The sequence below is a fragment of the Mesorhizobium sp. M0910 genome (assembly GCF_040319465.1).
Lineage (GTDB): Bacteria > Pseudomonadota > Alphaproteobacteria > Rhizobiales > Rhizobiaceae > Mesorhizobium.
In genome coordinates, this window is the sequence record NZ_JAMYNZ010000004.1 from 370,602 (window position 1) to 395,494 (window position 24,893).

Sequence of the window (24,893 nt, forward strand, 5' to 3'; positions counted from 1 at the left end):
CTGTTGTGGGTCGGGCGCGTCAGGCGCTGTGTTCACGCGGCGTTCTTGGCGGCGACGAGCGCGTCGATCTTGGCGCACAGGTTCTTCATGACGAAATAGTCGTCGGTCGAAGCCTTGCCGTCGTTGACCTCCTGCGTCCACTTTTCCAGCGGCACCTTGATGCCGAATTCCTTGTCGATGGCAAAGACGATGTCGAGGAAGTCGAGGCTGTCGATGCCGAGATCGTCGATGGTGTGGCTTTCGGGCGTGATCGTCTCGATATCGATCTCGCTGGTGTCGGCGATGATCTTGGCGACGTTGTCGAACGTGGTGGACAAGGGCTTTTCCTTCGATTGCGGGCGGAATCTGTCCGCATGTGTTTGGCGCTGTCTAATCGGTTTTTCCGGGCAGGAAAAGGCCTGATGCGCCGACCGCAGCTGGGATTGATGTTCTGGCAGAGCAATAGGGGTCGCTGGCAACCCCTCCCGGCGATATGCCCAAACCGTCCCATCTCTGGTCATTGCGTGTACCAATGTACCACGAAGATCTATGACTACAGAAACGCTCGCAGACCGGGTGCGCCTGGAAAAACGATTGGCGAAGGTGCTCAAGGCCTTGGCTGAGCATCGCGACATGAGCCTGGGTGGACGGCTGGCGCATCGCATCCGCTATGTTCGCGTTACGCCGGATTCGCGTTTCGGATTTGTCGAGGTGGCCTGCCGACCGACACTAACGGAGGCACGGAGGCGTCGATTACCTATGCGTTCACGGCCTTGAGCCCGGCAGGAGCATCGTATCTGTCCGAACTGACGGAGGACGCGTTCGCGGACATGATCGAGGGATGGAAGCTCCGTGTCGACGCTTGGCTGGTAGCGGTGAAAATCTGACGCCAGGTAACTTAAACGAATTGCCACCAGGTGGAATGTTACCTTCGTCTCGTAGATGGGAACGAGCAAGTAGCGGACAAAGCGGTCGCTCAGTGAGTTTTCCTTCGTTCTGTGCCTTGATGGGACAATTCTTCGCCGCTGATCGGAGCAACACCCGTGGCCATGCATTCCTTCCACATCCACATCCCGGATGAACAGATCGAGTACCTACAGCGTCGTATCCAAGCGACAAGATGGCCGTCGTCGATCTTCGCATACGGATGGGAGGACGGTACTGACGTTGATTTCCTCAGAAAGCTTTCACGTTACTGGGGATACGATTTCAGGTGGCGCGATCACGAAAAACGTCTGAACCTCTTGCCTCAGTTTAGGGTCACGATAGACGGGTGCGACATCCATTTCGTTCACCAGAAAGGAAAGGGGTCAGCGCCCTTGCCGTTGATCCTCACTCATGGCTGGCCCGGCTCCTTCGCCGAGTTCGAGCATGTCATTCCGCTGCTCACGGATCCTGCCAAATACGGCGGGGATGCCGATGACGCCTTCGATGTCGTCGCACCGTCGCTTCCGGGTTTCGGCTTCTCGTCCCCGCCGCGTCAGGCCGGCGTTAGCTCAAAGCATGTCGCGAAGCTGTGGCGGGGGCTGATGCGCGAACTGGGACATGATCGCTTCGCCGCACAAGGTGGCGACATCGGCGCCGGAGTCTCGACCTGGCTCGCACGGCTTTACCCAGAGGACCTTATCGGATTGCACCTGAATTACATTCCAGGCAGTTTCCGCCCGACCCTCGGTCGCGGCGACCCACCTGTCACGCCGGAGGAGAAGGCATTCCTCGACAGTGCGGCGAATTTCGCCGCGACGGAGGGGGCCTACGCTTTTCTGCAGGGGACCAAGCCCCAGACGCTAGCCTTTGCACTGACAGATTCCCCAATCGGGCTGGCCGCATGGATTGCCGAGAAGTTCCGCAGTTGGAGCGACTGCGAAGGCGAACTCGAACGCGCCATCCCTCTAGACACGCTGCTTACCGACATCTCGCTCTACTGGTTCGGTAACACGATCGAGGCCTCGCTCCGGATTTACAAAGAGAACCGGCTCTGCCCCCTGATCTTCGGGCCAAGGGAGCGAATAACACCGCCCCTCGGCGTTGCAGTCTTCCCCCGAGAGCTTCCTATGCCACCTCGCTCCTGGGTCGAGCGAGTCTTCCGTGTCGAGCGCTGGACCGACATGCCGAAAGGAGGACATTTCGCGGCGATTGAGCAACCCGAACTCCTGGTCGAGGACATCCGGGCCTTTTTTCAGCCGCTGAGGCTCCGGCCGGCAAAGTAGAGGACGAAAACCTCCCCCGTTGTCACGGCTCGGAAGTCCTGATGAGACGTACCATCGCATTCGCTTTCGTTGAAAGCACTCGTTGGTTCTGACCAAGGGTCAATGTCGACCTTGGACTCGATCAAGACCTCATCGCGGGTCGGAACCAGTATTCCGCTTAAGGTACCAAACGCTAGATTTCACTACTAGCGAACGCTTCAACCGGCTCCGGCGCAGTCAGAAAGTGACGCGGCCGAGTACTCGCAGGCCGTCGCCCTGCGGCTCGACGACCACGGCCTCGCCTTCACGCGGCGAGATCCCGGTCAATTCCTTGATGTTTTCGAGATGCGTGACCATGACCAGATTGTCGGAGCCGGAATAGCCGCGGATCTCGGCAAGGATCGCGGCAATCTGGTCGGCCTTTTCCTTTTCGTCGGTCTTCAGCAGGTCAAGCGGTGCGAACGGCTCCGGCTCGCTTTCGAAAGCGATGCGGGCGGTCTCGAGGCAGCGGCAATAGCGGCTGGACAGCACGCGCTCGACCGGTGCGGCGCGGGCGCCAAACAGCGCGCCGATCTTGCGCGCCTGTTGCTTGCCGCGCTCAGAGAGATTGACCTGGGTCGCGCATTTGCCGAGGTCGAAATTGGCCGCATCGGTGGTGCCGGTGACCATGGCATGGCGAAGCAGGACCACATGCCCGCCGTCGCGGAGCAGCGCCCAGCCGGCTTCCGTCGCATGGGCTGTGGCGGAAACGGCAAGCAGCAGCAGCGCCAGCACAAATCGAAGCATCAGACATCCTTTTCGGGTGACCGGCAGGCAGGTCCCCGGTGACCGGCATATAGGGACGGCAAAGCCGGCTGAAAGACAAGCCGAGTGCAACCTGTGGCCGAGACGCCTATTTCTTCGCTATCTGCTTCTTCACCAGATCGATCTTGCGGTCGGTCAGCAGGATGGGGAGTGTGTAGCCGGCTTCGGTAAAGCCTTGCTTGGCGTTCTCGAAGAATTCGATCGCCTTTTGGTATTCGGCATTGCCGCCGCCATAGCTGCCGCGGTTCCAGTGGACGTCGCCGAGATTGTTCTGCTCGAAGGCCCATTGCATCGGCTGGCCTTCGCGGGTGAAGACCTTGAGCGTCGCCTCGAAGGCGGCTTCGGCTTCGTCCAGATATTTGCCGGTCCGTTCGAGATTGCCGAGATTGATCAGGCTCATGCCGATCACCGTCCCCAGATTTTCCGTCGCGGTAACGTTCGCCAGTGCCCTGGCGCCGCGCATCGGCTCCAGCCCGCCGGCGCCGATCGGCGAGGCCGAGGCGGTGGGCGCCCGGCGCAGCACCGCGTCGGCCGGAAACGGGTTGGTGCGGCAGGCATCGAGCAGCATGATCGTTACCGGCACGGTCTTCTTCAGTTCGTCCATGACGGCGGAGATCGGCACCAGGGCCTGATCGGCGTCCTTCAATGAAGAAACGTCGGCGTCGACCGGCACCAGATAGTTTTCGCCGCCGGCCTCGATGCCGTGGCCGGAATAGTAGATCAAGGCGACGTCGGCGTCCTCGGCATCCTCAGCGAAACGCTCGAGGTCGCGCTTCAGCTTTGCCGCGTCGCGGTCGGTGACGCTGCGCGCGTCGAAGCCCAGATCGGTCAGCATCTTGGCGATGTCGCGGGCGTCGTTGGCGGGGTTGGGAAGAGCCGCTATGTGTTGGTATTTCGACTGGCCGACAATCAGCGCCACGCCCTTGAGGCTCTCCGGCTCCGCGGCATGAGCCGAGGTCACCACGAGGCAAAGCATGGCGCCGACGAAAGCCGTCAGCCACGCCTGCTTGAAGAAGTACTGATTTCCGACAAGGCCCATTCGCCGCGTGTCCCCCGACAACCCTGTATAGCGCTGGCATCCAACCATGAGCAAATTCGGGCAAGATCCGAGCAGCCGGATTGTTGGCCGGTACATTCGCGAGGGAAGGGCGATTGCGCCGCCGCCCGGCCTCGCCTATCACGGGAAAAATGTCTCCGCTTACCGAAACCGTCCTCTTCGTCTTCAGTCTCGTCGGGCTCGGCTATCTTGCCGGGTTGACCGGCTATTTGAAGCCGGCGAGCGGCGAGGGCGTATCCGAATTCGCCATCAACGTGGCAATGCCGCTTTTGCTGTTCCAGACCATGGTAAAGGCCGATTTCCACGGCGTGGCGCCGTGGCCGCTATGGGGCGCTTATTTCGCGGCGGTCGCGCTCACCTGGGCCACCGGCCATCTGGTTATTACGCGCATCTTCGGGCGGGACGCCCGCGCCGGCGTCGTCGGCGGCGTATCGTCGTCCTTCTCCAACGTTGTCCTGCTCGGCGCGCCCTTCATCATCGGCGTGTTCGGGCCGGCCGGGTTCGAAGTGCTGTCACTGCTCGTCTCCATTCACTTGCCGGTGATGATGATGGCCTCGATCATCCTGTTCGAGATGTTCGGCCGCGGCGGCAGCGAGCCTGTGCATCCGCTCCGCGTCGTCAGGAGCTTTCTCAGGAGGGTATTCATCAATCCGCTGATCATCGGCATACTGGCCGGGTTGGCGTGGCGCTTCACCGGTGCGCCACTGCCGGTGCTTGCGACGCGGCTGAGCGACGCGCTGGCCGGCACGGCCGCCCCGGTTGCGCTGTTTGCCATGGGGCTCAGCCTGCGCCGCTTTGGCATCTCCGGCAATGTAAGGCCGGCGCTGGCGCTGTCGGCGCTGAAACTGTTCCTGATGCCGGCGCTGGTTCTCGGCCTGGTGTGGCTGATCGGCTTGCCGCCATTGACGGCCAAGGTGGCGGTGATGGTTGCGGCGCTGCCGTCCGGCATCAATTCCTATCTCATCGCGGTGCAGTTCAACACCGGCCAGGCACTGGCATCGAACCAGATGACCATCGCCACCGCCTGTGCTGTCGTGACCACTGCGTTTTGGCTGGCCGTGGTCGTCCATGTTTTTGGGTAGGGTATGTCGATAGTCGGGTGATGCCGGCCTGCGAATGGCGGTTTCCTGCGCTTCCGGTACTCACGGACCCGAATGTCCGCTCCGTTCCGGTTCTCGGAACCCACCCTTCTCGACTCGGCCTGACCTGAATCTCAACATACCCTGGAGCCTTGGCTGCATCGCTCTCGCTTTGGCTGGCCCAAACCCTATATGCCATCTTGTGATTGCTTGCGGGGCTTGCCCTGGGCTAAGAGCAGTGGCTCTAGCGATGCTATCGCGCACGTCCATTCACGAAATCAGCGACCGGCCCGCCAGGTGCCGAACGGAGGCGAGATCATGCTTCAGAAAACCAGCCATTTCATGCGGCAGGCCAATCTCATCAATGGCGAATGGGTGCAGGCCGATTCAGGCCAGACGATCGACGTCAACAATCCTGCCACCGGCCTCAAGATCGGCACTGTGCCGAAGTCGGGCAAGGCCGAGACCCGCCGCGCCATCGAAGCCGCCGACGCTGCTTTCCAGACATGGCGCAAGACCACCGCGCTCGAACGCTCGAAGCTGTTGCGCAAGCTGCACGACGCGATGATGGACAATCAGGACGTGCTGGCCGAACTGCTGACCATCGAGCAGGGCAAGTCGCTGTTCGAATCGAAGGGCGAGATCGGCTCGGCCGCGTCCTACATATTGTGGTTCGCCGAAGAAGGCCGCCGCACCTATGGCGACGTCGTGCCGTCGCCCTGGGCGGACCGCCGTATCCTGGTGACCAAGGAACCGGTCGGCGTCATCGCCGCCATTACGCCGTGGAATTTCCCATCCTCGATGCTGGCCCGCAAGCTTGGCCCGGCGCTTGCCGCCGGCTGTACCGCCGTGGTCAAGCCCGCGTCGCAGACGCCTTATTCCGGCCTTGCCTGGGGCGCGCTTGCCGAGGAGGTCGGCTTCCCCAAAGGCGTAATCAATATCCTGACCGGGGCCGCCGGTGAGATCGGCGACGAGATCTGTGCCAACCCGCTGGTCAAGAAGATCACCTTCACCGGCTCGACGGAGGTCGGCAAGATCCTGATCCAGAAGTCGTCGGTGACCGTCAAGAAAGTGTCGATGGAGCTCGGCGGCAATGCGCCGTTCATCGTCTTCGACGACGCCGACATCGAGCGGGCCGTCGCCGGCGCCATCACCGCCAAGTACCGCAATTCCGGCCAGACCTGCGTCTGCACCAACCGCTTCCTGGTGCAGGCCGGCATCTACGACCAGTTCGTCGAAAAGCTGGCTGCTGCGAGCAACGGCCTGAAGGTCGGTTCCGGCCTCGAAGACGGCGTCCAGCAGGGGCCGCTGATCGACGAGAAGGCGGTGGAGAAGGTCGAGGAACTGATTGCCGACGCTACCGCCAAAGGCGGCAAGGTCGTCGCCGGCGGCAAGCGCCACGCGCTCGGCGGCTCGTTCTTCCAGCCGACGGTGATCGCCAATGCCACGCCGAAAATGCGCTTCATGAAGGAAGAAATCTTCGGCCCGGTAGCGCCGGTATTCAAGTTCGAGACCGAGGAAGAGGCGGTGGCACTCGCGAACGACACCGAGTTCGGCCTGGCCTGCTATTTCTACACCGGCGATCTCGGCCGCGCCTTCCGGGTCATGGAAGGCCTGAAATACGGCATGGTCGGCGTCAATGAGGGGCTCATCACCACCCCTGAAGCGCCGTTCGGCGGCGTCAAGGAATCGGGCCTCGGCAAGGAAGGCGGCCATCAGGGCATCGAGGATTATCTGGACACCAAATATGTCTGCATCGGCGGACTTGGTCTCTAGAAGCCTGATGCGGTAATACCGAAACGACCCTGGGCCGCTTCGAAAGGCCAGGCTGGCATCGAGCAGCAAACTTGCGAGCATGGCAATGAAGGACGGCGAGGTTTTCGGCACGACGCAGGCGGGCGAGGCCGTCCGCCGCTTCACCATCCGTGGCGGCGGCCTTACCGCCAACATCATCGGGCTGGGTGCGATCATCCAGGATCTGCGTCTGGCCGGGCACGACGCGCCGCTGGTGCTCGGCTATGACCGATTCGAGCATTATGAGACCGATACCGCCTTCTTCGGCACCGTCGTCGGGCGCTACGCCAACCGTATCCGCGACGGCCGCTTCACGCTTGCCGGCAAACGCTATCAGACCGAGCGCAATTTCCTCGAAAAGCACACGCTGCATGGCGGTTCGCAAGGTTTTTCGCGCCGGGCCTGGGCGGTTTCGCTGCATGGCAGGGATTTTGTCACGCTGACCCTGCACGACCCCGACGGCACGATGGGCTTTCCCGGCGCGCTCGACGTGACCTGCACCTACCGGCTGAAGATCCCCGGCACGCTCAGCGTCGAACTGACCGCCACCTGCGAGGAGCCGACGCTCTGCAACCTCACCCAGCATTCCTATTTCAACCTGGATGACGGCGGCGCCGGCGACATTCTCGACCACCGGCTGATGCTGAATGCCGGCGCTTATCTTCCTGTCGACGCCGATCTGATCCCGACAGGCACGGTCAAGCCGGTCGACGGCACACCTTTCGACTTTCGCCAGGCGCGGCCGCTGCGCATGGAGACCGAGGGCGAACAGCTCCCCTACGACCAGAATTTCTGCTTCGCCTCGACCCGCGGGCCGCTGAAGCAGGCATCATGGGCGCAAGGCGCGAATTCCGGCGTCGAGATGGAGCTCTGGACCACGGAGCCGGGCGTCCAGCTCTATACCGGCCAGTACTTGGCGCCGTCTTCGCCTGGATTGGGGGGGCGTCAATACAAGGCCTTTTCGGGCTTCTGCCTGGAGCCGCAAATCTGGCCGGATGCGCCGAACCGGCCGTATTTCCCGCAAGCCACGCTGTGGCCCGGGCAGATCTACCATCACGTGACGGAATACCGGTTCAGGCTGCCTTAGGGTTGGACTGCCGCTGCCGAAGCGTACGACTCGATCGTCGCGAACATGCCCAGCGCGGCGCCTCGAGATCCCTAGTCTGCGGCAGAGCTTCAGCCATCTGGCGGGTATCTCAGAACCGGCTGGAGCGTTCTTTCGGCTGCGGCGACTTCAAACCCTGACAGGAGCATTCCGGATCAGCGGGAAGTCGCGCGGCGGTCTCCAGCGCGACCCGCGAGGCTGTCATGGAAAGATTGGGCAGCACGTCCTCCTGCAGCAATTTCTGGCGATTGCGATCCATATAGTCGTTGAAGCCCGCCGTCACGAACGCGCAAGGCACGAAACACGCGCCGATTTCGCGCGACAGGGTCGCCTCAGGGGCGATGGAATGGTTGAGTACATCCGCCCCCATGCCCCGATACGCCAAGGCTTCGGCTGGCGTTGTCAGCCGGGGCCCATAACAGTGGGCAGCCACCAACTGCTGTTCGATGCCATAAACGCGGCATTCGGCTGGCCAATGACGGCGGGCCGTTTCAACCAGAACCGCCGCGCATCTTGGGCACACGATTTGCTTGCCCGAACAGTCAAAGCTCTGGCGGTCAGGAAGCAGTGAAAAGGGGGTCTGCGTCAGTTCGATGATATCGGCAGTCACCACCATATCGCCAGGCTGGATCGCCTTGTTGACGGCGCCAACCGTCGAGCAGGCGAGAACTTGCCGTACACCCGCCCGCATCAATACCCAGAACGCGCGGCGGTGGCAGGAATGGTCGATATGGTCGCGGGGATTGCCGTGCGAATACATGCACAGCGCGCGTTTTGCTCTCCCTTCCGCTGTGATCGACGCATCGAACTCGAGCAGCTTCCAGTTGTCGGTGCGACCGAAAGGTGTTTCAAAACTCATGTCGCGCCGCAAGGTGCGCACACCATCGAATTCGACATCTTCCGGGAAGGCAAGCCCCCAGTTTGCCGACCCGGTGATGATGGCCAACCCTACCTGAGGGATGTCCGTCGAATGATCCGTCAGATCGTCGGCTGCATGGTGATTGGCGGGCATGTTTCCAGTCTCGGTCAGGATTTTTGGCGAAGGGTCACAATCAGGACCACGGCCACGACGATGACGGTCCACAATGTCGAGATCGCCGCAATGGTCGGATCGATCTGATCGCGCAGCGACAGGAACATAAGCTTCGGCATCGTGCTGTTGCGACCGCTTGCGATGAAGATCGAAATCACAGACTCGTCGAGCGAAGTCAGGAACGCCATCAATGTCCCCGACAGCAAGCTGATCCGAAGTTGCGGAACGATTATTCCGCCAATGGCTCTGGCCCAGTTTGCGCCGAGGCTGCGCGCCGCCTGAACCTGGTTCCAGTCAAAGCGGGCGAGAGCGGGTAGCAACACAATGCAGGCGACCGGAACGGCCAGCACCACATGTCCGACCAGCACACCCAATAGCGTTCCGATCAGATGTTGTGCGGCCAACACAAAGAAGAGACCGATCGCAAGCAGGATACCTGGGGTGATCGAGGGGGTCAGCAGGACGCTCTGGATGGCCGCAGCGGTCTTTCCGCCCAGCCGGTTCATTGAAATGCAGGCGAGCAGCGCGAAAGGCACCGCGATCAACGCCGTCAACGTCCCAAGGATCAAACTCGTCCTCAGCGCGGCCATCCACGTTGCCGAGCCGAAGAAGTTCTCGTACCAGCGCAACGAGTAGGCGTGCGGCGGAAACTCGAGGAGATTAGATGCCGAAAAGGAAAGCGGCACCACCACGAGCGTCGGCAGCATCAGAAATGCCATGACAAGAGCGGCAAAGCTCCAGAGCAAAATGCGGGCGAGCCTGTTTTGCGGATAGGCTTCAAGCATGGGAGGCTTCCACGGTGTTCTGGGCCACCAGCCGGCGTGCCGCCAGCAACATCACACCGATCAGCGCCATGAGAACGAGGAGCAGAATGCCCAGGACGCTCGCCGATCCCCAGTCCTGAAAGGTCGATAATGTACGCTCGATCCGGGTAGAGAGCGGATTTACCTTGCCGCCGCCAAGCACCGCCGGCGTGATGAAAAAACCTATGGCGTAGATGAGGACGATGATCGAACCCGAGAAGATGCCGCCCGCCGAAAGCGGCATAATGACGGTGCGGATGACCTGCCTGAGAGTGGCTCCCATGCTCGCTGCCGCGCGAATGAGATTTGGGTCGATATCGCGCATCGCAGCATAAACAGGCAGCAGAAAGAGTGGCAGCATGTAGTGCACCATGCCGATGAGCGTTCCCGTGAAGTTGTAGACCAGCGGCAATGGCTCCGCCGTCAGGCCTGAACCGGTCAACGCCGCGTTGATCAGGCCGTCGCGCCGCAAGAGCACGAGCCAACCATAGGTACGCACCAGAATGGAGGTCCACAGCGGCAGCATGACGAACGCCATGAGCACGTTGGCCAACCTTGGTCTGACACTGGCCAGAGCGAGCGCCAGAGGGGTGCCGAGGAGAATGCAGGCCGCTAGCGTACCCAAAGACAGTTCGAGGGTCGTGACGAGCGCCGACCATGTCAGTCCGCTCGAAAGGACCTTCTGGTAATTGCCGACGGTGTACTCACCTCCGGTGGTCAGGAAGGATTGCCGGATGATCCAAAGGATGGGCAGTATCGCCGCCAGTCCAACGATGAACAGCGCCGGGAGCGAAAGCGAAAGAAAAAACCGCCGCTCGCGCCGTGCATCCGCTGCGAGCGCCGGATCCCGGACGACGGTCACGCCATCGCCCCCGGTATCGCGTGAACCTTCGCGGCTGGTGCATATGCGGTCATCCGCTGACCGGCGGCAAGTTCGGCGCAGCCGCCGGCCAGCGCTGCCGGAATGCAGACAAGAACCTCTTGCCCACCGTCAAGCGCCAGCGTCAAAAGCCAGTTCTCGCCGCGGAACGCTTTGGTGCGCAGTATTCCTTCGAGGGCCACTCCGTCTCCTCCGACGAGCTTCGCATCAAGATGGAAGCTTTCGGCGCGGATCATCAGCGTTTCGTGTGGTGCTTCGGCGCCGTCGATTCTGCGCGCCGAGCCCGGGGCCACAATGTTGGCCTCGCCCATGAACTCCGCGACGAAGCGGGTCGATGGACGATCATAAATCCGCTGCGGCGTATCTATCTGCTGGATGCGGCCAGAATTCATCACCGCAATCCGGTCAGACATAATCAGCGCTTCGCGCTGGTCGTGGGTCACATAGATTGTGGTGATCCGTAGATGATCATGCAGACGCCGGATCTCATACTGCATGGTCTCGCGCAGATTCTTGTCGAGCGCCGACAGCGGCTCGTCCATCAACATCACGCGCGGTTCGAAGACGATAGCCCGCGCCAATGCCACCCGTTGACGTTGGCCGCCGGATAGTGCGGCAACATTGCGTTCCGCCAGGCCATCCAGCTTCACGCGGGCCAAGGTATCAAGCGCCCGCTGACGCGCCTCCGCTCTCGGTACCTTGCGCAGCACCAGCGGATACGCGACGTTCGCCAGGACGTTCATGTGGGGAAACAAGGCGTAATTCTGGAATACTATGCCGATGTCTCGTTTGTTGGGCGGCAGGCGGGTGATGTCTCGATCGCCCAGGAAAAGTTTACCGGAATCCGGCCGGACAAAACCGGCCAGAGCCATGAGTAAAGTCGTCTTGCCCGATCCGGATGGCCCTAGCAGGGTGAGGAATTCGCCAGCCTGAATGTCGAGCGAAACATCATCCAGTGCGACGTAGGCCCCGTAAGCCTTGTGCACGCTTTCGATGGTGATCGCGAGCGACTTCATCATGTGCTCCAGCCTTGAAGCGCGTCGCGTTCGACCGGCTTCACGCGACGCGCTTCAGGTTCTTGTTTTCATGCATGTCGTTGTCGCGCGCTGCACATTTTTGCGCAACATGCGTCAGAGCTGAGAGTCAGCGAGCCATCATTTCATCGAAGGCTCTTTGGGCAGCCTCGCCATTCTTGACCCACCATTCTGAATTGGAAAACACCGAAGTGCCAGCATTTTCAGGCGCGGTCGCAAGTGTCTTCAGACGGTCCGCGGGAATAAGTCCACCCTCATATGCCGCAGGATTGACTGGGCCATAGGCAATGAAATCGGTCAGCTTGGCAACCCGCGCGGGCTGCGTCATCGCTGCAATGAGCTTCATCGCGGCTTCCTTGTTCGGCGCTCCCTTCGGCACCCCAAGACAGTCCGTGCCGATGACCGAACCCTTGAACGTGTAGTCAGCCGCGCCGCCATCTGCTTTCACGGTTTGGGCGCGTCCGTTCCAGGTAATGACCAAATCCGCCTCACCGTCTTTCAGCAACTGCGCGGACTGGGCGCCCGAGGTCCACCACACGGCGACATTTGGTTTAATCGCTTCAAGCCGCTTGATGGCGCGCTCTAGCCCTTCCGGCGTGCTGAGCACGGAATAGACGTCCGCCGGTGGCACGCCATCGGAGAGAAGCGCGATCTCGATCGAGTCTTGCGCATTGGCGCGCAACGCGCGACGGCCAGAAAATTTGGCAACATCCCAGAACTCCGCCCACGTCTTCGGCGGGTTCTCGCCATAGGTCTTGGTGTTCCACGACATGACGGTGCCATAGGAATCGAACGGATAGCAGTAGTCGGACTTTGCACCCTCCGGCACGGATTTCGGATCGATGATCTTGTAGTCGAGCGGCTCCAGCAGCGATTGCGCGGCCGCCTGCGCCCCTTCCGGCGAACCCAGGTGGACGATATCGGTCGTGACTGCACCCGAGGTAACCTGCATCTTCAGGGCGGCCAGGCCGTCGCTCTGCGTCTCCTCGCGGACGTCATAGCCAAGCTCTTTTGCAGCCGGGCCCCACATGGCCTCCTTGATGGCGTTGCCATAGTCGCCGCCCGCGGTCGTGATGGTGACCGTCTGCGCATGCACGGGCAGGGCAGCCGAGATTGCGAATGCTGTTAAGGAAATGCGTAGCCAGGACATAGGTTCTCCTCCCCAACTTTTATGGAATATCGCTTGAAAGAGCCATTATTTTGTAATCGTAACGTTACGATTGCATCTGGATACGCTAGAGTCAAGCTGCTTCCTATGGGAGTTCGGATTGACCGGGATGTCGAATTCGGTAACGCTGTGGCGGTCAGCAAATCAGCCGGCGCTTTCGCAAATGAAGTCGGGCGAACAATGGCCAATCTAAAGCAGATCGCCGCGGAACTTTCCCTCTCGGTGACCACGGTGTCCCGCGCTCTGAAGGATGGGCCGGAAGTGCAGCCCTCGACCATAGCCCGCGTCAAGGAGGCGGCTAAGCGGGTCGGCTATTTACCAAATCACTATGGTCGCGCGCTCAAAACCGGTCGAACGCAGACGCTGACGGCGGTGCTCCCGATGGAGACACGAGACCATCTGTCCGATCTGTTGAAGCTTCCTTTGATCGAAGGCATGACGCTGGCGGCGCGGCAAGCCGGTTATAGTCTGTCCATCTATTCCACCACTCCCGACGACGATCCCGTTGAGAGTGTGCAGCGGCAGCTTCAGGCGCGCAGTGCAGACGGCCTGATCATCACACGCCTGGTGTCGGCTGATCCGCGCGTCAGGCTGCTGCTGGATCAACGCATGCCATTCGTCGCGTTTGGAAGAACCGACCTGGATATCGCCTATCCCTATGTCGACGTCGACAATGAACAGATTGCCTACGAGGCGACCCGGCGGCTCATGGATAAGGGCTGTCGACGCATTGCGCTGCAACTTCTCGTTCCGGAGGACCAGGCGAGTGCCATGCGTCTTTCCGGGTATGGAAGGGCAATGGCCGAGGCTGGTATTCCGATCGACCAATCGCTGATCGGTCATGGCATGTTCACCATGGAATCGAGCGCCGGCTGGTTCGATCGCTTGCTGGCGTCGTCGGATCCGCCAACGGGCTTGGCGTGCGCCAACGAACTGGGCCTTCTGGGAGCGTTGCACGCTCTCGGCAAGCGGGGTCTTACAGCAGGCCGCGACGTCCACATCGTCACCCGTGACAGCACGCGGCTGGCACGCTTCCTGCCCGCAAAGATCGGAGTTCATTCCGTCGATATGGCGGGTGTTGGACGCAAACTTATCGAAGTCCTGGAGAGCCGGATCATCAATCCGCTTGGGCCGGTGGAGACAGTCTTGGTGCAAGGCAGATTCGAGCCGGCCGAATAGTCCGGGCGGCCCTCAGGAGGCCACCTCGTTTTGAACCGGCCGGATCAGCGCCTTTGCGGCATCTGCTCCCGCTGCAAGGACCCGATCCGACAATTCCGTCCCTTCCACGGCGCGAGCCAGTTGAAGCGCGCCGATGAGCGTTGCAAACATGCCCAACGCGGTGCCCTCGCGATCCTCGGTCGGCGGCAGAGCTTCGGCTATCTGGCGCACCAGGGATTGAACGCGCTCGGCGTAGAGGGCTCGCGTTTCAGGCGGCTGCCGCGCTATTTCCGGCAACAGCGCCGCCGAAGCGCAGCCCTTTCCGGGATTGTCCCGGTGCTCGGCCGACAGATATGCCTCTATGGCCATTTCCGGGCCGCCGGCGGCCAATGCTTCCTGCACTTCATGCGACTGCGCGTCCAAGGCCGCCGCCACGCTTTCACGGACGAGCTCCGCCTTGGACTGGAAGTGCGGATAGAAGGCGCCGTTCGTCAGCCCGGCGTCGCTCATGATGGTCGCCAGCCCGGACGCCGCGATGCCGTCAGATCGAAAACGTTCGGCGGCGACCTCCATGATCCGGCTGCGTGACGCGTCTTTTCGGCCCTTTTCGTAGCGCATGGTCTTTCTTTCCTGTCCTGCTATTGCATTATGCTCATAATCTGATATTACGACCATAATTCAATTCGTGGAAATAAGCTAGACCTCTCGAACCTGGAACATCAAAATGAATGGGAATTCTGAAAAGACCGCAATCGTGACCGGGGCCTCCTCGGGCATCGGCCGCGCCAGCGCCGAGGCCTTGGCGCGGGCGGGTTTCACTGTCTTCGGGACAAGTCGCCGCAAGACCAGTAATGGTCCGGGCGGAGTGACCATGCTGGCATGCGACGTGACCGATGATGCGGCCGTCAATGCGCTCGTTGCCAACGTGCTCGCGCAGACCGGCCGGATCGACCTCCTGGTCAACAATGCCGGTGTCGGTCTGCTAGGAGGCGCCGAGGAATCCTCGGTCGCACAGGTACAAGCCCTGTTCGACGTCAATCTGTTCGGCGTCATGCGGATGACCAATGCGGTGTTGCCGTCGATGCGGCGGCGCGGCGAAGGGCGCATCATCAATATCGGCTCGATTCTGGGACTGGTACCCGCGCCATACTCAGCTCATTACTCGGCGGTCAAGCACGCGCTCGAAGGCTATTCGGAATCGCTCGACCACGAGGTGCGCGCCTTCAACGTCCGCGTTTCCGTCATCGAGCCGGCATTCGTTCGCACCGTCTTCGACCAGAACGGCATCGAGCCGGATTCGCTGTTGAAGGAATACGATCGGGCTCGAGCCGGGCTCAAGGCGCTGCTGGGCGATGTGATGCCCAAAGCCGATCGGCCGGAAGTGGTGGCGGATGTGGTTGTCAAGGCAGCGACCGATGCCCGCCCGCGACGGCGCTATACCGCTGGCAACGCAGCGCGCCAGGTCAGCCTGCTGCGCCGCTTTGCCCCCGCGGGGATTTTCGACAAGAGCCTGCGCAAGCAGTTCCGCTTGCCGGTCTGAACAACGGCGAGGCAGAGGATTTCACGCACATGCGACTAGCAACCACAACACATTTGGCCAGGCCCTACGAAACGGAGACGCCAAGCATGACACATAGATCCAATCGGTCGCCGCGTTCACCGGCATTGTTCCAGGACGCGCCAACGCTCTCGATCGATGTCGGGGGCATAGCTTTTGCGTACAGGGAACTCGGGCCCAGGACGGGCGTGCCAGTGATCCTGCTCAACCATCTGGCTGCTCAGCTGGACAATTTTGATCCGCGCATCGTCGATGGCCTCGCTGCGACCCGGCGGGTAATTGCCTTCGACAATCGCGGCATCGGTGCTTCGGGTGGCAAAACTCCGTCGACCATTTCCGGCATGGCGCGGGATGCAATCGCCTTTGTCCGGGCGCTGGGGTTCGAAGAAGTCGATCTCTTCGGCTTTTCACTCGGCGGCTTCGTGGCGCAAGAGATTGTGCTGACCGAGCCCAAGCTTGTGCGCAAACTCATCCTGGCTGGCACGGGGCCGGCCGGTGGGCAAGGCGTCGACAAGGTGACGCCGCTGACGATCGTGGACATGATCAAGGGCGCGCTGACTTTTCGGGATCCGAAGTACTATCTCTTCTTCACAAGAACGCCGAATGGGCGCCGCGCCGCAAACGCATTTCTGGAACGGCTGAAGGAGCGCCGGAACAACCGGGACAAGGCGATATCGCTGAGCGCGTTCGGCGCGCAACTCAAGGCGATCAAGGCCTACGGACTCCAGGCGCCACAAGACCTGAGCACCATCCGCATTCCCACTTTGGTTGCGAATGGCGACCAGGACAGCATGGTGCCGAGCAGCAATACCTACGATCTCGCCGGGCGTATCCCGGGGGCGCATCTGGTCATCTATCCGGATGCCGGGCATGGCGGGGTATTTCAGAACCACGCCGCTTTTGTCCCGAAGGCGCTGTCCTTCCTCGAGGCTGAGGCCTTGCCGCAGGGCGGCCATGCAGCTGAAAACGTTCGGCTTGTTTCGTCCCGAACAGCAACAGACATTCTTGGAAAGTAACTGCCATGAAGGCATTCGTTGTCGATAAGTATAATGAAAAGGGCGCCCTGCGGCTGGCCGAAATGCCGGAGCCGGAGCTCCAGGACAGCGATGTCTTGGTCGAGGTCCATGCCGCAGGGGTGAACCTGCTCGATTCCAAGGTCAAAACCGGAGAATTCAAGCTCATCCTGCCCTACCGCCGGCCCTTCATCCTGGGCCACGACGTGGCTGGGAAGGTTATCCGCGTAGGATCGCAAGTCAGCAAGTTCCAGGCCGGCGACGAGGTCTATGCGCGGCCGCGCGACGGCCGGATTGGGACATTCGCCGAATTCATTGCCGTGAATGAGGCCGACGTAGCGTTGAAGCCCGAGAATCTCAGTATGGAAGAGGCGGCGTCGATTCCCCTGGTCGGTCTCACCGCCTGGCAGACGCTCATCGAACGGGCAAACCTGAAGAAGGGACAGAAGGTCTTCATTCAGGCTGGTTCCGGCGGCGTCGGGACATTTGCTATTCAGTTGGCCAAGCACCTCGGCGCGACCGTTGCGACAACCGCGAGCGCGGCAAGTGCCGATCTGGTCAAAAGTCTCGGCGCCGATGTCGTTGTCGACTACAGGAAAGGCGACTTCGAGAAAGTTCTGTCGGGCTACGATGTCGTCTTGAACAGCCAGGACGCCAAGACACTGGAAAAATCCCTGAGGGTGCTGAAACCGGGTGGCAAGCTCATCTCCATCTCCGGTCCACCGGATGCCGAATTTGCCAGGGAAAAGGGACTGAACTTGATGCTGAGGCTGGTGCTGCGCTTCCTGAGTCGCGGAATTCGGGCCAAAGCCAAGCGCCGCGGCGTGCAGTTTTCGTTCCTGTTCATGTGGGCGCAGGGCGATCAGCTGAGCAAAATCACCGCTCTCATCGAAGCCGGCGCGATCCGCCCGGTTGTGGATCGGGTCTTTCCATTCGAAGCGACCAATGACGCCCTGGCCTATGTCGAAACAGGACGCGCCAAGGGCAAGGTCGTCATCAAGGTCAGATAGCAGTTGCCTCGAACGCAGCCTTGAGCGTCTCGAACGGCGCCAGGGCGCCGCGCACCTGCACGACGGCGGCGGCGACGCGATGGGCGCGCAGCACCGCCTCTGCCGGGGCATGGCTGGCAAGGCGAGCGGCGAGGTAGGCGCCGTTGAAGGAGTCGCCGGCGCCGGTGGTGTCGACCGGGGTGGCGACGTGTACCGCCGGCACCGATTGCGAGGTTCCGTTTTGCGCGATCAGCGCCGGTTCCTCGCCGTTCTTGACGACGACTTCGCCGACCAGCTTTCGCAGCCGTTCAGCTGTTTTCTGCGGTGTTGTATCACCAAACAGCATCTGCTCGTCGGGAAAGGTCGGTAGCGCGATGTCGGCGACGGCGAGCGCCTCGAGGATGGCGGCCTGCGCTTCCTCGCTTTGGCGCCACAGCCTCGGCCGGTAATTGGGATCAAAGGCGATCAGCGAGCCGGCCGCGCGCGCTGTGGCCACGGCCGTCAGCAGTACCTTGCGTGGAGCCTCGTCGAGAATTGCCAAAGTGATTCCGGAAAAATAGACAAGCGCCTGGTTTTCAAGGCTTTTCTGCAATGCGGCTGGGTTCGAAGCCAACTGCCTTGCGGCCGCATCGGCCCGCCAATAGGTGAAAGAACGTTCGGCGCCGGTCAGGGTGATCGCATAGAGGCCGGGGCGGGCGCCCGCTATCACCGGGCTGGCGCCGATGCCGATGCCGTTTTCGGCCAGGAACTTGATCTGGTCGCGCGAGAACGGGTCGTCGCCGAAGGCCGACACGTAGGTCGCCGGCCGCTCGCCGCTCAAGGCATGCAGCGCCCATAAAGTGTTGAACGTGTCGCCGGCAAAGCCCATGCGCCAGTTCGGCCCGGCCTGGCCCGAAAGCTCGAGCATGCACTCGCCAATCGAGGCGATGCCGTTTCCTGCCATGAAGCACTCCTCCATCCTGCAATTGCGGTGCTGTAGCTTTTTGCGGCCGGCAGCGCCATGCTTGGCGACGGCGGATTCTTACACTGGGCGCGATTTCCCACAGGGGCGTGGGACGCGATCTGCCCAGCGAAACGTTATCCGCAGAACAGGAATGGGTTTGGCATCGTTATGGCGTTATCTTCTTGGGGGCCTCGGCCTGGCTGCCTTGCTCGCCGGCGTGCTGGCAATCGTCTATCTGACGGCGCCGCATGCGCCGCAACCAAGCTCGGATGTCGGCCGTTCCAAGACGACGGCGAACAAGCTGTTCGCGGCGACTTTCGAGCCCGAGAAAGGCGTCATCCGGCAGGGCGAACTGGAATCCTGGCTGCTGACGCTCAAAACCGTCGAGGGTGCGCCGGTGGAAGGTGCTGCGATAACGATTTCCGGCGGCATGCCGCAGCACAAGCACGGTCTGCCGACCAGCCCGCAGGCGACCGATTACCTCGGCGCGGGGCGCTATCGCATCGACGGCGTGAAATTCACGATGAGCGGGTGGTGGCAATTGCATTTTGCCATTTCCGCTGCGGCCGGTTCGGACACTGTCGTCTTCAATGTGGTGCTGTGAGCCACTGATGAGCCGGTTTCCCAGTCTTCTCGCGTTGGCGGTGGTGGCCGTACTTGCCGGCTGCGGCAGACCGGAGTTTTCCGATGCCGAAAAGCAGACCATCGCCTCGCTGGCGCTATCCAAGCTGCCGCCGCTGAAGCCCGATACCACCAATCGCTTCGCCGATGTGCCGGCCGCCGCGGCACTCGGCTCGACGCTGTTTTTCGACACCGGGATGAGCGGCGACGGCACGGTATCGTGCTCGACCTGCCACAAGATCGACCGGCAGTTCCAGGACGACCTGCCGCAAGCGGTCGGCGTCGGCCGCACCAACCGTCGTACCATGCCGCTGGCCGGCGTCGTGCATGATCCCTGGTTCTTCTGGGACGGGCGGCGCGACAGCCTGTGGGCGCAAGCGCTGACACCGCTCGAAAATCCGCTGGAGCAGGCCGGCAGCCGCGCCGCCTTCGCGCATTACATCAAGGCCCGCTTCGGCGAGCGCTACGAGCGCATCTTCGGGCCGCTGCCGGACCTTTCGGGCGTGCCGGCCAATGCCGGCCCGCTCGGCACCGATGCCGAGAAGGCGGCCTGGAACGCCATGCCCGCCAGCCAAGCCGAGGAGGTCAACCGCGTCTTTGCCAACATCGGCAAGGCGATCGCCGCCTTCGAGAGCTCGATCGCGCCGCCGCAGACACGCTTCGACCGCTTTGCCATCGACCTGGCTGCGGGCGCCGAGCCGAAAGGCGACGCCGCCTTTTCGCCGGAGGAAATCCTCGGCCTAAAGCTGTTCATCGGCAAGGCCAATTGCGTGACCTGCCACAATGGCCCGCGTTTTACCGACGGCAGCTTCCACAACACCGGCGTGCCGCCGGTCGCGGGCCTGCCGCCGGATCGCGGGCGCGTCGACGCGGTGGCGCAGGTCGAGGCCGATCCGTTCAACTGTTTCGGCGCCTTTCGCGACGGCGATGCCAGCGCCTGCCGCGAACTGCGCTTCATGGTCAAGACCGGGCCGGAACTCGTCCGCGCCTACAAGACGCCGTCGCTGCGCGGTGCCGCCACCCGTCCGCCCTACATGCATGCCGGGCAGTTTTCCTCGCTGGACGAGGTGGTGGCGCATTATTCGAAGGCGCCGGCAAGTGTCGAGGGTGTGTCAGAGGTCCACCCGCTGCAGCTTTCGGACCGCGAGCGCGCGGCGCTGGTGGCGTTTTTGAAGACACTGGCGGAGTGAGGGTGGCTCAGCCCGCTCTGTAGCGATCGGCTTTCTAAGTCCTTCACTCCGCCAACATTACCGCAACAGCGCTCTCCTACCGATCCTTCACTGTCTCCATCGCGACAAACGTCGAGGTCTGGGCAACGTGCGGCAGGGCGGAGATGCGCTCGCCGAGCACGCGGCGGTAGGCGGCGATGTCGGTGGTGCGGACCTTCAGCAGATAGTCGAAGCTCGACGCCATCATGTGGCACTGCTCGATCTCCGGCACCGCCTGCACGGCGCGGTTGAAGGCGTCGAGCGCGGCCGAGCGGGTGTCGGAAAGTTTCACCTGCACGAAGGCGACATGACCTTCGCCCATGCGCTCGCGATCGATGATCGCCTGGTAGCCCCTGATAAAGCCATCCTTTTCCAGCCGCTTGACCCGCGCCTGCACCGGCGTCTTCGACAGGCCGACTTTTGCCGCGAGTTCCGACATGGAAAGCCGGCCGTTGCTGCCCAGCGCCGACAGGATGTTCCTGTCAATGCGGTCCAATTGGTCTTCTGTCATTGAAATTCTGGTCAAAATGGCGGGCATCAGCCGCCATGATAGATCAATCGACCTGCGCTGTCGATTTCTTTGGACCGACTGCGATCGGGCTTTGTGCTAGCTTTGCGCCATTCGGTCCGGCGACCGCCGGCCCGCTCCCTGATGCTTGCTCTACAGGACCGTCATGCCAGCGCTCGATGCCATCCGCCAGCAGATCCGTGCCAATTACCTGCCTGACGAAGACGAGGCTGTGAAGCGGCTGGCCGAGGCGACGGGGCTTTCGGGGAAAGACCGAAAGGCGATCTCGGCCCGCGCCGCCGATCTGGTGCGGGCAGTGCGCGGCTCGTCCGATCCGCGGCTGATGGAAGTCTTCCTGTCCGCCTACGGCCTCTCGACCAAGGAGGGCGTGGCGCTGATGTGCCTGGCCGAGGCGCTGCTGCGGGTGCCCGACACCGAGACGATGGACGATCTCATCGCCGACAAGATCGCGCCGCACGACTGGTCGGCGCATGCGGGCGGCTCGAGCTCGATCTTCATCAACGCGTCTACCTGGGCGCTGATGCTGACCGGCCGCGTGCTCGACGAAGGCGAGGGCGGCATCGAAGGCACGCTGCGCGCCATGGTGCGCCGGTTGGGCGAGCCGGTCATCCGCAAGGCGGTGGCGGCGGCGATGCGCGAGATGGGCGAGCAGTTCGTGCTCGGCCGCACCATTGCCGAGGCGGTCAGGCGCGGCCGGCCGATGACGCAGAAGGGCTATCTCTATTCGTTCGACATGCTGGGCGAGGCGGCCCGCACCGAGGCCGATGCCTTGCGCTATCTCAAGGCCTATGCCGACGCCATCTCGTCGCTCGATGCCGGCGCCAACGGCCCCGACATCCGCCAGAACCACGGCATCTCGGTCAAACTGTCGGCGCTGCATCCGCGCTATGAAGTCACGCAGAAGGAAAAGATGCTGCCCGTCATGGCCGAGCGGCTGTTCTCGCTGGCGCTGGCGGCGCGCCACTCGCGCATGGGCCTCAACATCGACGCCGAGGAAGCCGACCGCCTCGATTTGTCGCTGGACGTCATCGAGCGGGTGCTGGCCGAGCCGGAGCTTGCCGGCTGGAACGGTTTTGGCGTCGTCGTGCAGGCCTATGGCCCACGCGCCGCGTTCGTTATCGACTGGCTCTACGAACTGGCGAGGAAATATGACCGCAGCATCATGGTGCGGCTGGTCAAGGGCGCCTATTGGGACACCGAAATAAAGCGGGCGCAGACGCTCGGGCTCGACGGCTATCCGGTCTTTACCCGCAAGGCTAACACCGACGTCTCCTACCTGGCTTGCGCGAAGAAGCTGTTGGCGATGACCGATCGCATCTATCCGCAATTCGCCACCCACAACGCCCACACCGTCGCCGCCATCCTGTCGATGACGACGGACCGCGATACATTCGAATTCCAGCGGCTGCACGGCATGGGCGAAGCTCTGCACGAGACGGTGCGCAAAGCCGAAGGCACGCGCTGCCGCATCTATGCGCCGGTCGGCGCCCATTCCGACCTGCTTGCCTATCTGGTCCGCCGGCTGCTGGAGAACGGCGCCAATTCCTCCTTTGTCCACCAGCTCACCGACGAGGAGGTCGAGCCCGAGGACATTGCCCGCGACCCACTCGAGACGGTGGAGAAACAAGGCCCCGCCGCCAATCCGGCGATCGTGCCGCCGTCGGCGATCTTCGGTCCCGGCCGGCGCAACTCCAAGGGTTTCGATATCACCGACACGCTGACGCTGGCTGCGATCGACAAGGCGAGGGCCGAGTTCGCCGGGCCGGAGCGCTGGCACGCCAAGCCGGTCAGCCGCGCTGCCGGCTACGGCAAGCAGCGTCCGGTCGTCAATCCGGCAAAACCTTCGGAAGTGGTCGGCACGGTCAGCGAGGCCGGCGCCAAGCAGGTCGAGACCGCCGTGCGCATCGCCGTCGAGGCACAACCGGCGTGGGCAAGACGCCCGGTTGCCGAGCGCGCCGCCATCCTCAACCGGGCGGCCGATCTCTACGAAGCGAACGCCGTCGAGTTCTTTGCACTCGCCGCCCGCGAGGCCGGCAAGTCGCTCGCCGACGGCGTTGCCGAGGTGCGCGAGGCGGTCGATTTCCTGCGCTATTATGCGGCCGAGGCCGGAAATGCCGAGGCGGGAACCGAGGCGCGCGGCGCCATCGCCTGCATCTCGCCGTGGAATTTTCCGCTCGCCATCTTCACCGGACAGATTGCGGCAGCACTCGTCACCGGTAATTCCGTTATCGCCAAGCCTGCCGAACAGACGCCGCTGATCGCTTTTCGCGCCGTCCAGCTGCTGCGCGAGGCCGGCGTGCCGGAAGGCGTCATCCAGCTTCTGCCCGGCGACGGCCCCTCGGTCGGCGGCCCGCTGACCGCTGACCCGCGCATTGCCGGCGTCTGCTTCACCGGCTCGACGGAGGTCGCCAAGCTGATCGAAAAGCAACTCGCCGAGACCGCTGCGCCCGATGCCATGCTGATCGCCGAGACCGGCGGCCTGAACGCCATGATCGTCGATTCCACTGCGCTGCCCGAACAGGCGGTGCGCGACATCCTGGCCTCCGCCTTCCAGAGTGCCGGCCAGCGCTGCTCGGCATTGCGCATTCTCTACGTGCAGAAGGACGTCGAGAAGAAGATGCTGGAGATGCTGAAAGGCGCGATGGAAGCGCTCAGCCTCGGCGACCCCTGGCGGGTATCGACCGATGTCGGCCCGGTCATCGACGACGAGGCGCAAGCGTCGATCCGCGACTACTGCACCAAAATGGGCCTGCAGGGCCGGCTGATCGCCAAACTCGAAGCACCGAAGGATGGCCGCTTCGTTGCGCCGCACGTCTTTCGGGTCAAGGGCATCGAGGAGCTGGAGCGCGAGGTGTTCGGGCCGGTGCTGCATGTCGCCACCTTCGATGCCGACGAGATCGATGCGGTGATCGCGGCGATCAACCGCAAGGGCTATGGCCTGACCTTCGGCCTGCACACCCGCATCGAAGGCCGCGCCCAGCATTTCGTCGACGGCATCAATGCCGGCAACATCTACGTCAACCGCAACCAGATCGGCGCCGTCGTCGGCGCGCAGCCGTTTGGCGGCGAGGGGCTTTCCGGCACCGGGCCGAAGGCTGGCGGCCCGCATTATCTCCGGCGCTTCCGCAAGGGGCCGGAGGCCGGCACCCATCTTGCCGAAGGCCGCAAGGTGACGGCGACCGAGCTCGCCGACAATCTGCCGGACCCGGCGTTTGGCGGCTGGTCGACGCGTCCGGATCGCGTTGCCATCCTGAGGAAACATCTACGCGGTAAGGGTGCCGCGGCCATCGGCGCTGCCGCCGCCATCGATTTCGGCCAGGTCGACCTGCCCGGGCCGACCGGCGAGGCCAACACGCTGTCGCTGTCGCCGCGCGGGCGCGTGCTGTGCCTCGGTCCCGACGCGGATACGCTGCTTGCTCAGACGATCCAGGCGCTGGCCGCCGGCAACGCGGTGCTCGCCGTCGCGCCCGGCGCGCCGGCGGCGCTATCAGCGCTGACCGGCAAGGGCCTGCCGCTGGCGGCGATCGACGGCCGGCCGGACCCGGTCGAAGCGCGCTCGCTGCGGGTCGATGTCGTGGCCTTTTCCGGCACGCCCGAGGCCGCGCGCATCGTGCGCAAGGTCATCGCCGAGCGCGCCGGCCCGATCGTGCCGCTGGTCAGCGAAGTCTATTATCCGGCCGCCTATGCGCACGAGCGCGCCGTCTGCGTCGACACCACGGCAGCGGGCGGCAATGCCAGCCTGCTGGCCGCTGCGTAGGGTTTCGCCAGGGTTCGCGTATCGCGGGCCGTGTAAATCGCTTCAGGTTTCCCCTCACCCTTACTCTCTCCCCTGAAGAACGGGGAGAGGGGTCGCCCAGCGTTGCGTCCACGCCCCTTCTTCCCGTTCTTTACGGGAGAAGGTCCCGGCAGCGGGTTGAGGGGCGGCGCCGGCTTTGGTGGCTGAGAGCGA

At 62.7% G+C, this 24,893-nt stretch carries 22 protein-coding genes; 11 read left to right on the plus strand and 11 right to left on the minus strand.

Annotated features, from left to right (window positions below; all coding sequences use genetic code 11):
* Positions 1–32 precede the first annotated feature (32 nt).
* On the minus strand, positions 33–317 hold the full coding sequence (locus tag NKH78_RS12750; RefSeq protein ID WP_352737194.1) for an acyl carrier protein: 285 nt from the start codon (positions 315–317) through the stop codon (positions 33–35).
* Between the two features lie 711 nt (positions 318–1,028).
* Between NKH78_RS12750 and NKH78_RS12755 the strand changes: the two genes are divergently transcribed.
* A complete protein-coding gene (locus tag NKH78_RS12755) occupies positions 1,029–2,189 on the plus strand; it encodes an epoxide hydrolase family protein (protein WP_352737218.1) in 1,161 nt (386 codons plus the stop codon).
* A 216-nt stretch (positions 2,190–2,405) separates the two neighbouring features.
* Here NKH78_RS12755 and NKH78_RS12760 read toward each other — a convergent pair whose 3' ends face one another.
* Together NKH78_RS12760 and NKH78_RS12765 are read right to left on the minus strand one after the other, a co-directional pair.
* The gene (locus tag NKH78_RS12760; RefSeq protein ID WP_254818209.1) at positions 2,406–2,954 is read right to left on the minus strand and encodes a histidine phosphatase family protein; all 549 of its coding nucleotides are present in this window, start codon (positions 2,952–2,954) and stop codon (positions 2,406–2,408) included.
* A 106-nt stretch (positions 2,955–3,060) separates the two neighbouring features.
* Complete coding sequence (locus tag NKH78_RS12765) at positions 3,061–4,011, minus strand: caspase family protein (protein WP_352737193.1); 951 nt, start codon at positions 4,009–4,011, stop codon at positions 3,061–3,063.
* Between the two features lie 149 nt (positions 4,012–4,160).
* Here NKH78_RS12765 and NKH78_RS12770 point away from each other — a divergent pair, with 149 nt between their 5' ends.
* The 3 genes from NKH78_RS12770 to NKH78_RS12780 all read left to right on the plus strand — a co-directional run bounded on the left by NKH78_RS12770 (position 4,161) and on the right by NKH78_RS12780 (position 7,989).
* On the plus strand, positions 4,161–5,111 hold the full coding sequence (locus tag NKH78_RS12770; protein WP_352737192.1) for an AEC family transporter: 951 nt from the start codon (positions 4,161–4,163) through the stop codon (positions 5,109–5,111).
* A 315-nt stretch (positions 5,112–5,426) separates the two neighbouring features.
* On the plus strand, positions 5,427–6,884 hold the full coding sequence (locus NKH78_RS12775; protein WP_352737191.1) for an NAD-dependent succinate-semialdehyde dehydrogenase: 1,458 nt from the start codon (positions 5,427–5,429) through the stop codon (positions 6,882–6,884).
* Positions 6,885–6,963: 79 nt separating this feature from the next.
* On the plus strand, positions 6,964–7,989 hold the full coding sequence (locus tag NKH78_RS12780; protein WP_352737190.1) for an aldose epimerase family protein: 1,026 nt from the start codon (positions 6,964–6,966) through the stop codon (positions 7,987–7,989).
* A 109-nt stretch (positions 7,990–8,098) separates the two neighbouring features.
* Here the strand turns inward: NKH78_RS12780 and NKH78_RS12785 are convergent, their stop codons facing one another.
* The 5 genes from NKH78_RS12785 to NKH78_RS12805 all read right to left on the minus strand — a co-directional run bounded on the left by NKH78_RS12785 (position 8,099) and on the right by NKH78_RS12805 (position 12,907).
* Positions 8,099–9,019, minus strand: coding sequence for a phosphorylase family protein (locus tag NKH78_RS12785; RefSeq protein ID WP_352737189.1), 921 nt, complete (start codon positions 9,017–9,019; stop codon positions 8,099–8,101).
* A 14-nt stretch (positions 9,020–9,033) separates the two neighbouring features.
* Positions 9,034–9,825: an ABC transporter permease gene (locus NKH78_RS12790; RefSeq protein ID WP_352737188.1), complete on the minus strand. Its 792-nt coding sequence runs from the start codon at positions 9,823–9,825 to the stop codon at positions 9,034–9,036.
* Positions 9,818–10,705: an ABC transporter permease gene (locus tag NKH78_RS12795; protein WP_254818216.1), complete on the minus strand. Its 888-nt coding sequence runs from the start codon at positions 10,703–10,705 to the stop codon at positions 9,818–9,820. Before NKH78_RS12795 ends, NKH78_RS12790 begins: the two co-directional genes overlap by 8 nt.
* A complete protein-coding gene (locus NKH78_RS12800; protein WP_352737217.1) occupies positions 10,702–11,739 on the minus strand; it encodes an ABC transporter ATP-binding protein in 1,038 nt (345 codons plus the stop codon). Before NKH78_RS12800 ends, NKH78_RS12795 begins: the two co-directional genes overlap by 4 nt.
* Positions 11,740–11,866: 127 nt before the next feature.
* Positions 11,867–12,907, minus strand: coding sequence for an ABC transporter substrate-binding protein (locus NKH78_RS12805; RefSeq protein ID WP_352737187.1), 1,041 nt, complete (start codon positions 12,905–12,907; stop codon positions 11,867–11,869).
* Positions 12,908–13,054: 147 nt separating this feature from the next.
* Between NKH78_RS12805 and NKH78_RS12810 the strand changes: the two genes are divergently transcribed.
* The gene (locus tag NKH78_RS12810; RefSeq protein ID WP_352737186.1) at positions 13,055–14,104 is read left to right on the plus strand and encodes a LacI family DNA-binding transcriptional regulator; all 1,050 of its coding nucleotides are present in this window, start codon (positions 13,055–13,057) and stop codon (positions 14,102–14,104) included.
* Positions 14,105–14,116: 12 nt separating this feature from the next.
* Here the strand turns inward: NKH78_RS12810 and NKH78_RS12815 are convergent, their stop codons facing one another.
* Positions 14,117–14,701, minus strand: a complete 585-nt coding sequence (locus NKH78_RS12815; protein WP_352737185.1) for a TetR/AcrR family transcriptional regulator — start codon at positions 14,699–14,701, stop codon at positions 14,117–14,119.
* Positions 14,702–14,807: 106 nt separating this feature from the next.
* Here NKH78_RS12815 and NKH78_RS12820 point away from each other — a divergent pair, with 106 nt between their 5' ends.
* The 3 genes from NKH78_RS12820 to NKH78_RS12830 all read left to right on the plus strand — a co-directional run bounded on the left by NKH78_RS12820 (position 14,808) and on the right by NKH78_RS12830 (position 17,664).
* Positions 14,808–15,623, plus strand: a complete 816-nt coding sequence (locus NKH78_RS12820; RefSeq protein WP_352470337.1) for an oxidoreductase — start codon at positions 14,808–14,810, stop codon at positions 15,621–15,623.
* A gap of 86 nt (positions 15,624–15,709) precedes the next feature.
* On the plus strand, positions 15,710–16,657 hold the full coding sequence (locus NKH78_RS12825; RefSeq protein WP_352737184.1) for an alpha/beta fold hydrolase: 948 nt from the start codon (positions 15,710–15,712) through the stop codon (positions 16,655–16,657).
* A 5-nt stretch (positions 16,658–16,662) separates the two neighbouring features.
* Entirely contained in the window at positions 16,663–17,664 is a 1,002-nt protein-coding gene (locus NKH78_RS12830) for an NADP-dependent oxidoreductase (protein ID WP_352737183.1), read from the plus strand.
* Here NKH78_RS12830 and NKH78_RS12835 read toward each other — a convergent pair.
* The gene (locus tag NKH78_RS12835; RefSeq protein WP_352737182.1) at positions 17,657–18,586 is read right to left on the minus strand and encodes a sugar kinase; all 930 of its coding nucleotides are present in this window, start codon (positions 18,584–18,586) and stop codon (positions 17,657–17,659) included. The genes NKH78_RS12830 and NKH78_RS12835 overlap by 8 nt on opposite strands.
* A gap of 157 nt (positions 18,587–18,743) precedes the next feature.
* On the opposite strand from NKH78_RS12835, the gene NKH78_RS12840 reads away from it, so the two are divergent.
* Positions 18,744–19,190: a FixH family protein gene (locus tag NKH78_RS12840; RefSeq protein WP_352451991.1), complete on the plus strand. Its 447-nt coding sequence runs from the start codon at positions 18,744–18,746 to the stop codon at positions 19,188–19,190.
* A 7-nt stretch (positions 19,191–19,197) separates the two neighbouring features.
* On the plus strand, positions 19,198–20,397 hold the full coding sequence (locus NKH78_RS12845; RefSeq protein ID WP_352505789.1) for a cytochrome-c peroxidase: 1,200 nt from the start codon (positions 19,198–19,200) through the stop codon (positions 20,395–20,397).
* Between the two features lie 76 nt (positions 20,398–20,473).
* Here NKH78_RS12845 and NKH78_RS12850 read toward each other — a convergent pair whose 3' ends face one another.
* Positions 20,474–20,926, minus strand: coding sequence for an Lrp/AsnC family transcriptional regulator (locus NKH78_RS12850; RefSeq protein WP_023676441.1), 453 nt, complete (start codon positions 20,924–20,926; stop codon positions 20,474–20,476).
* Positions 20,927–21,089: 163 nt separating this feature from the next.
* Here NKH78_RS12850 and putA point away from each other — a divergent pair, with 163 nt between their 5' ends.
* The gene (putA, locus tag NKH78_RS12855; protein ID WP_352505790.1) at positions 21,090–24,701 is read left to right on the plus strand and encodes a bifunctional proline dehydrogenase/L-glutamate gamma-semialdehyde dehydrogenase PutA; all 3,612 of its coding nucleotides are present in this window, start codon (positions 21,090–21,092) and stop codon (positions 24,699–24,701) included.
* Positions 24,702–24,893 lie beyond the last annotated feature (192 nt).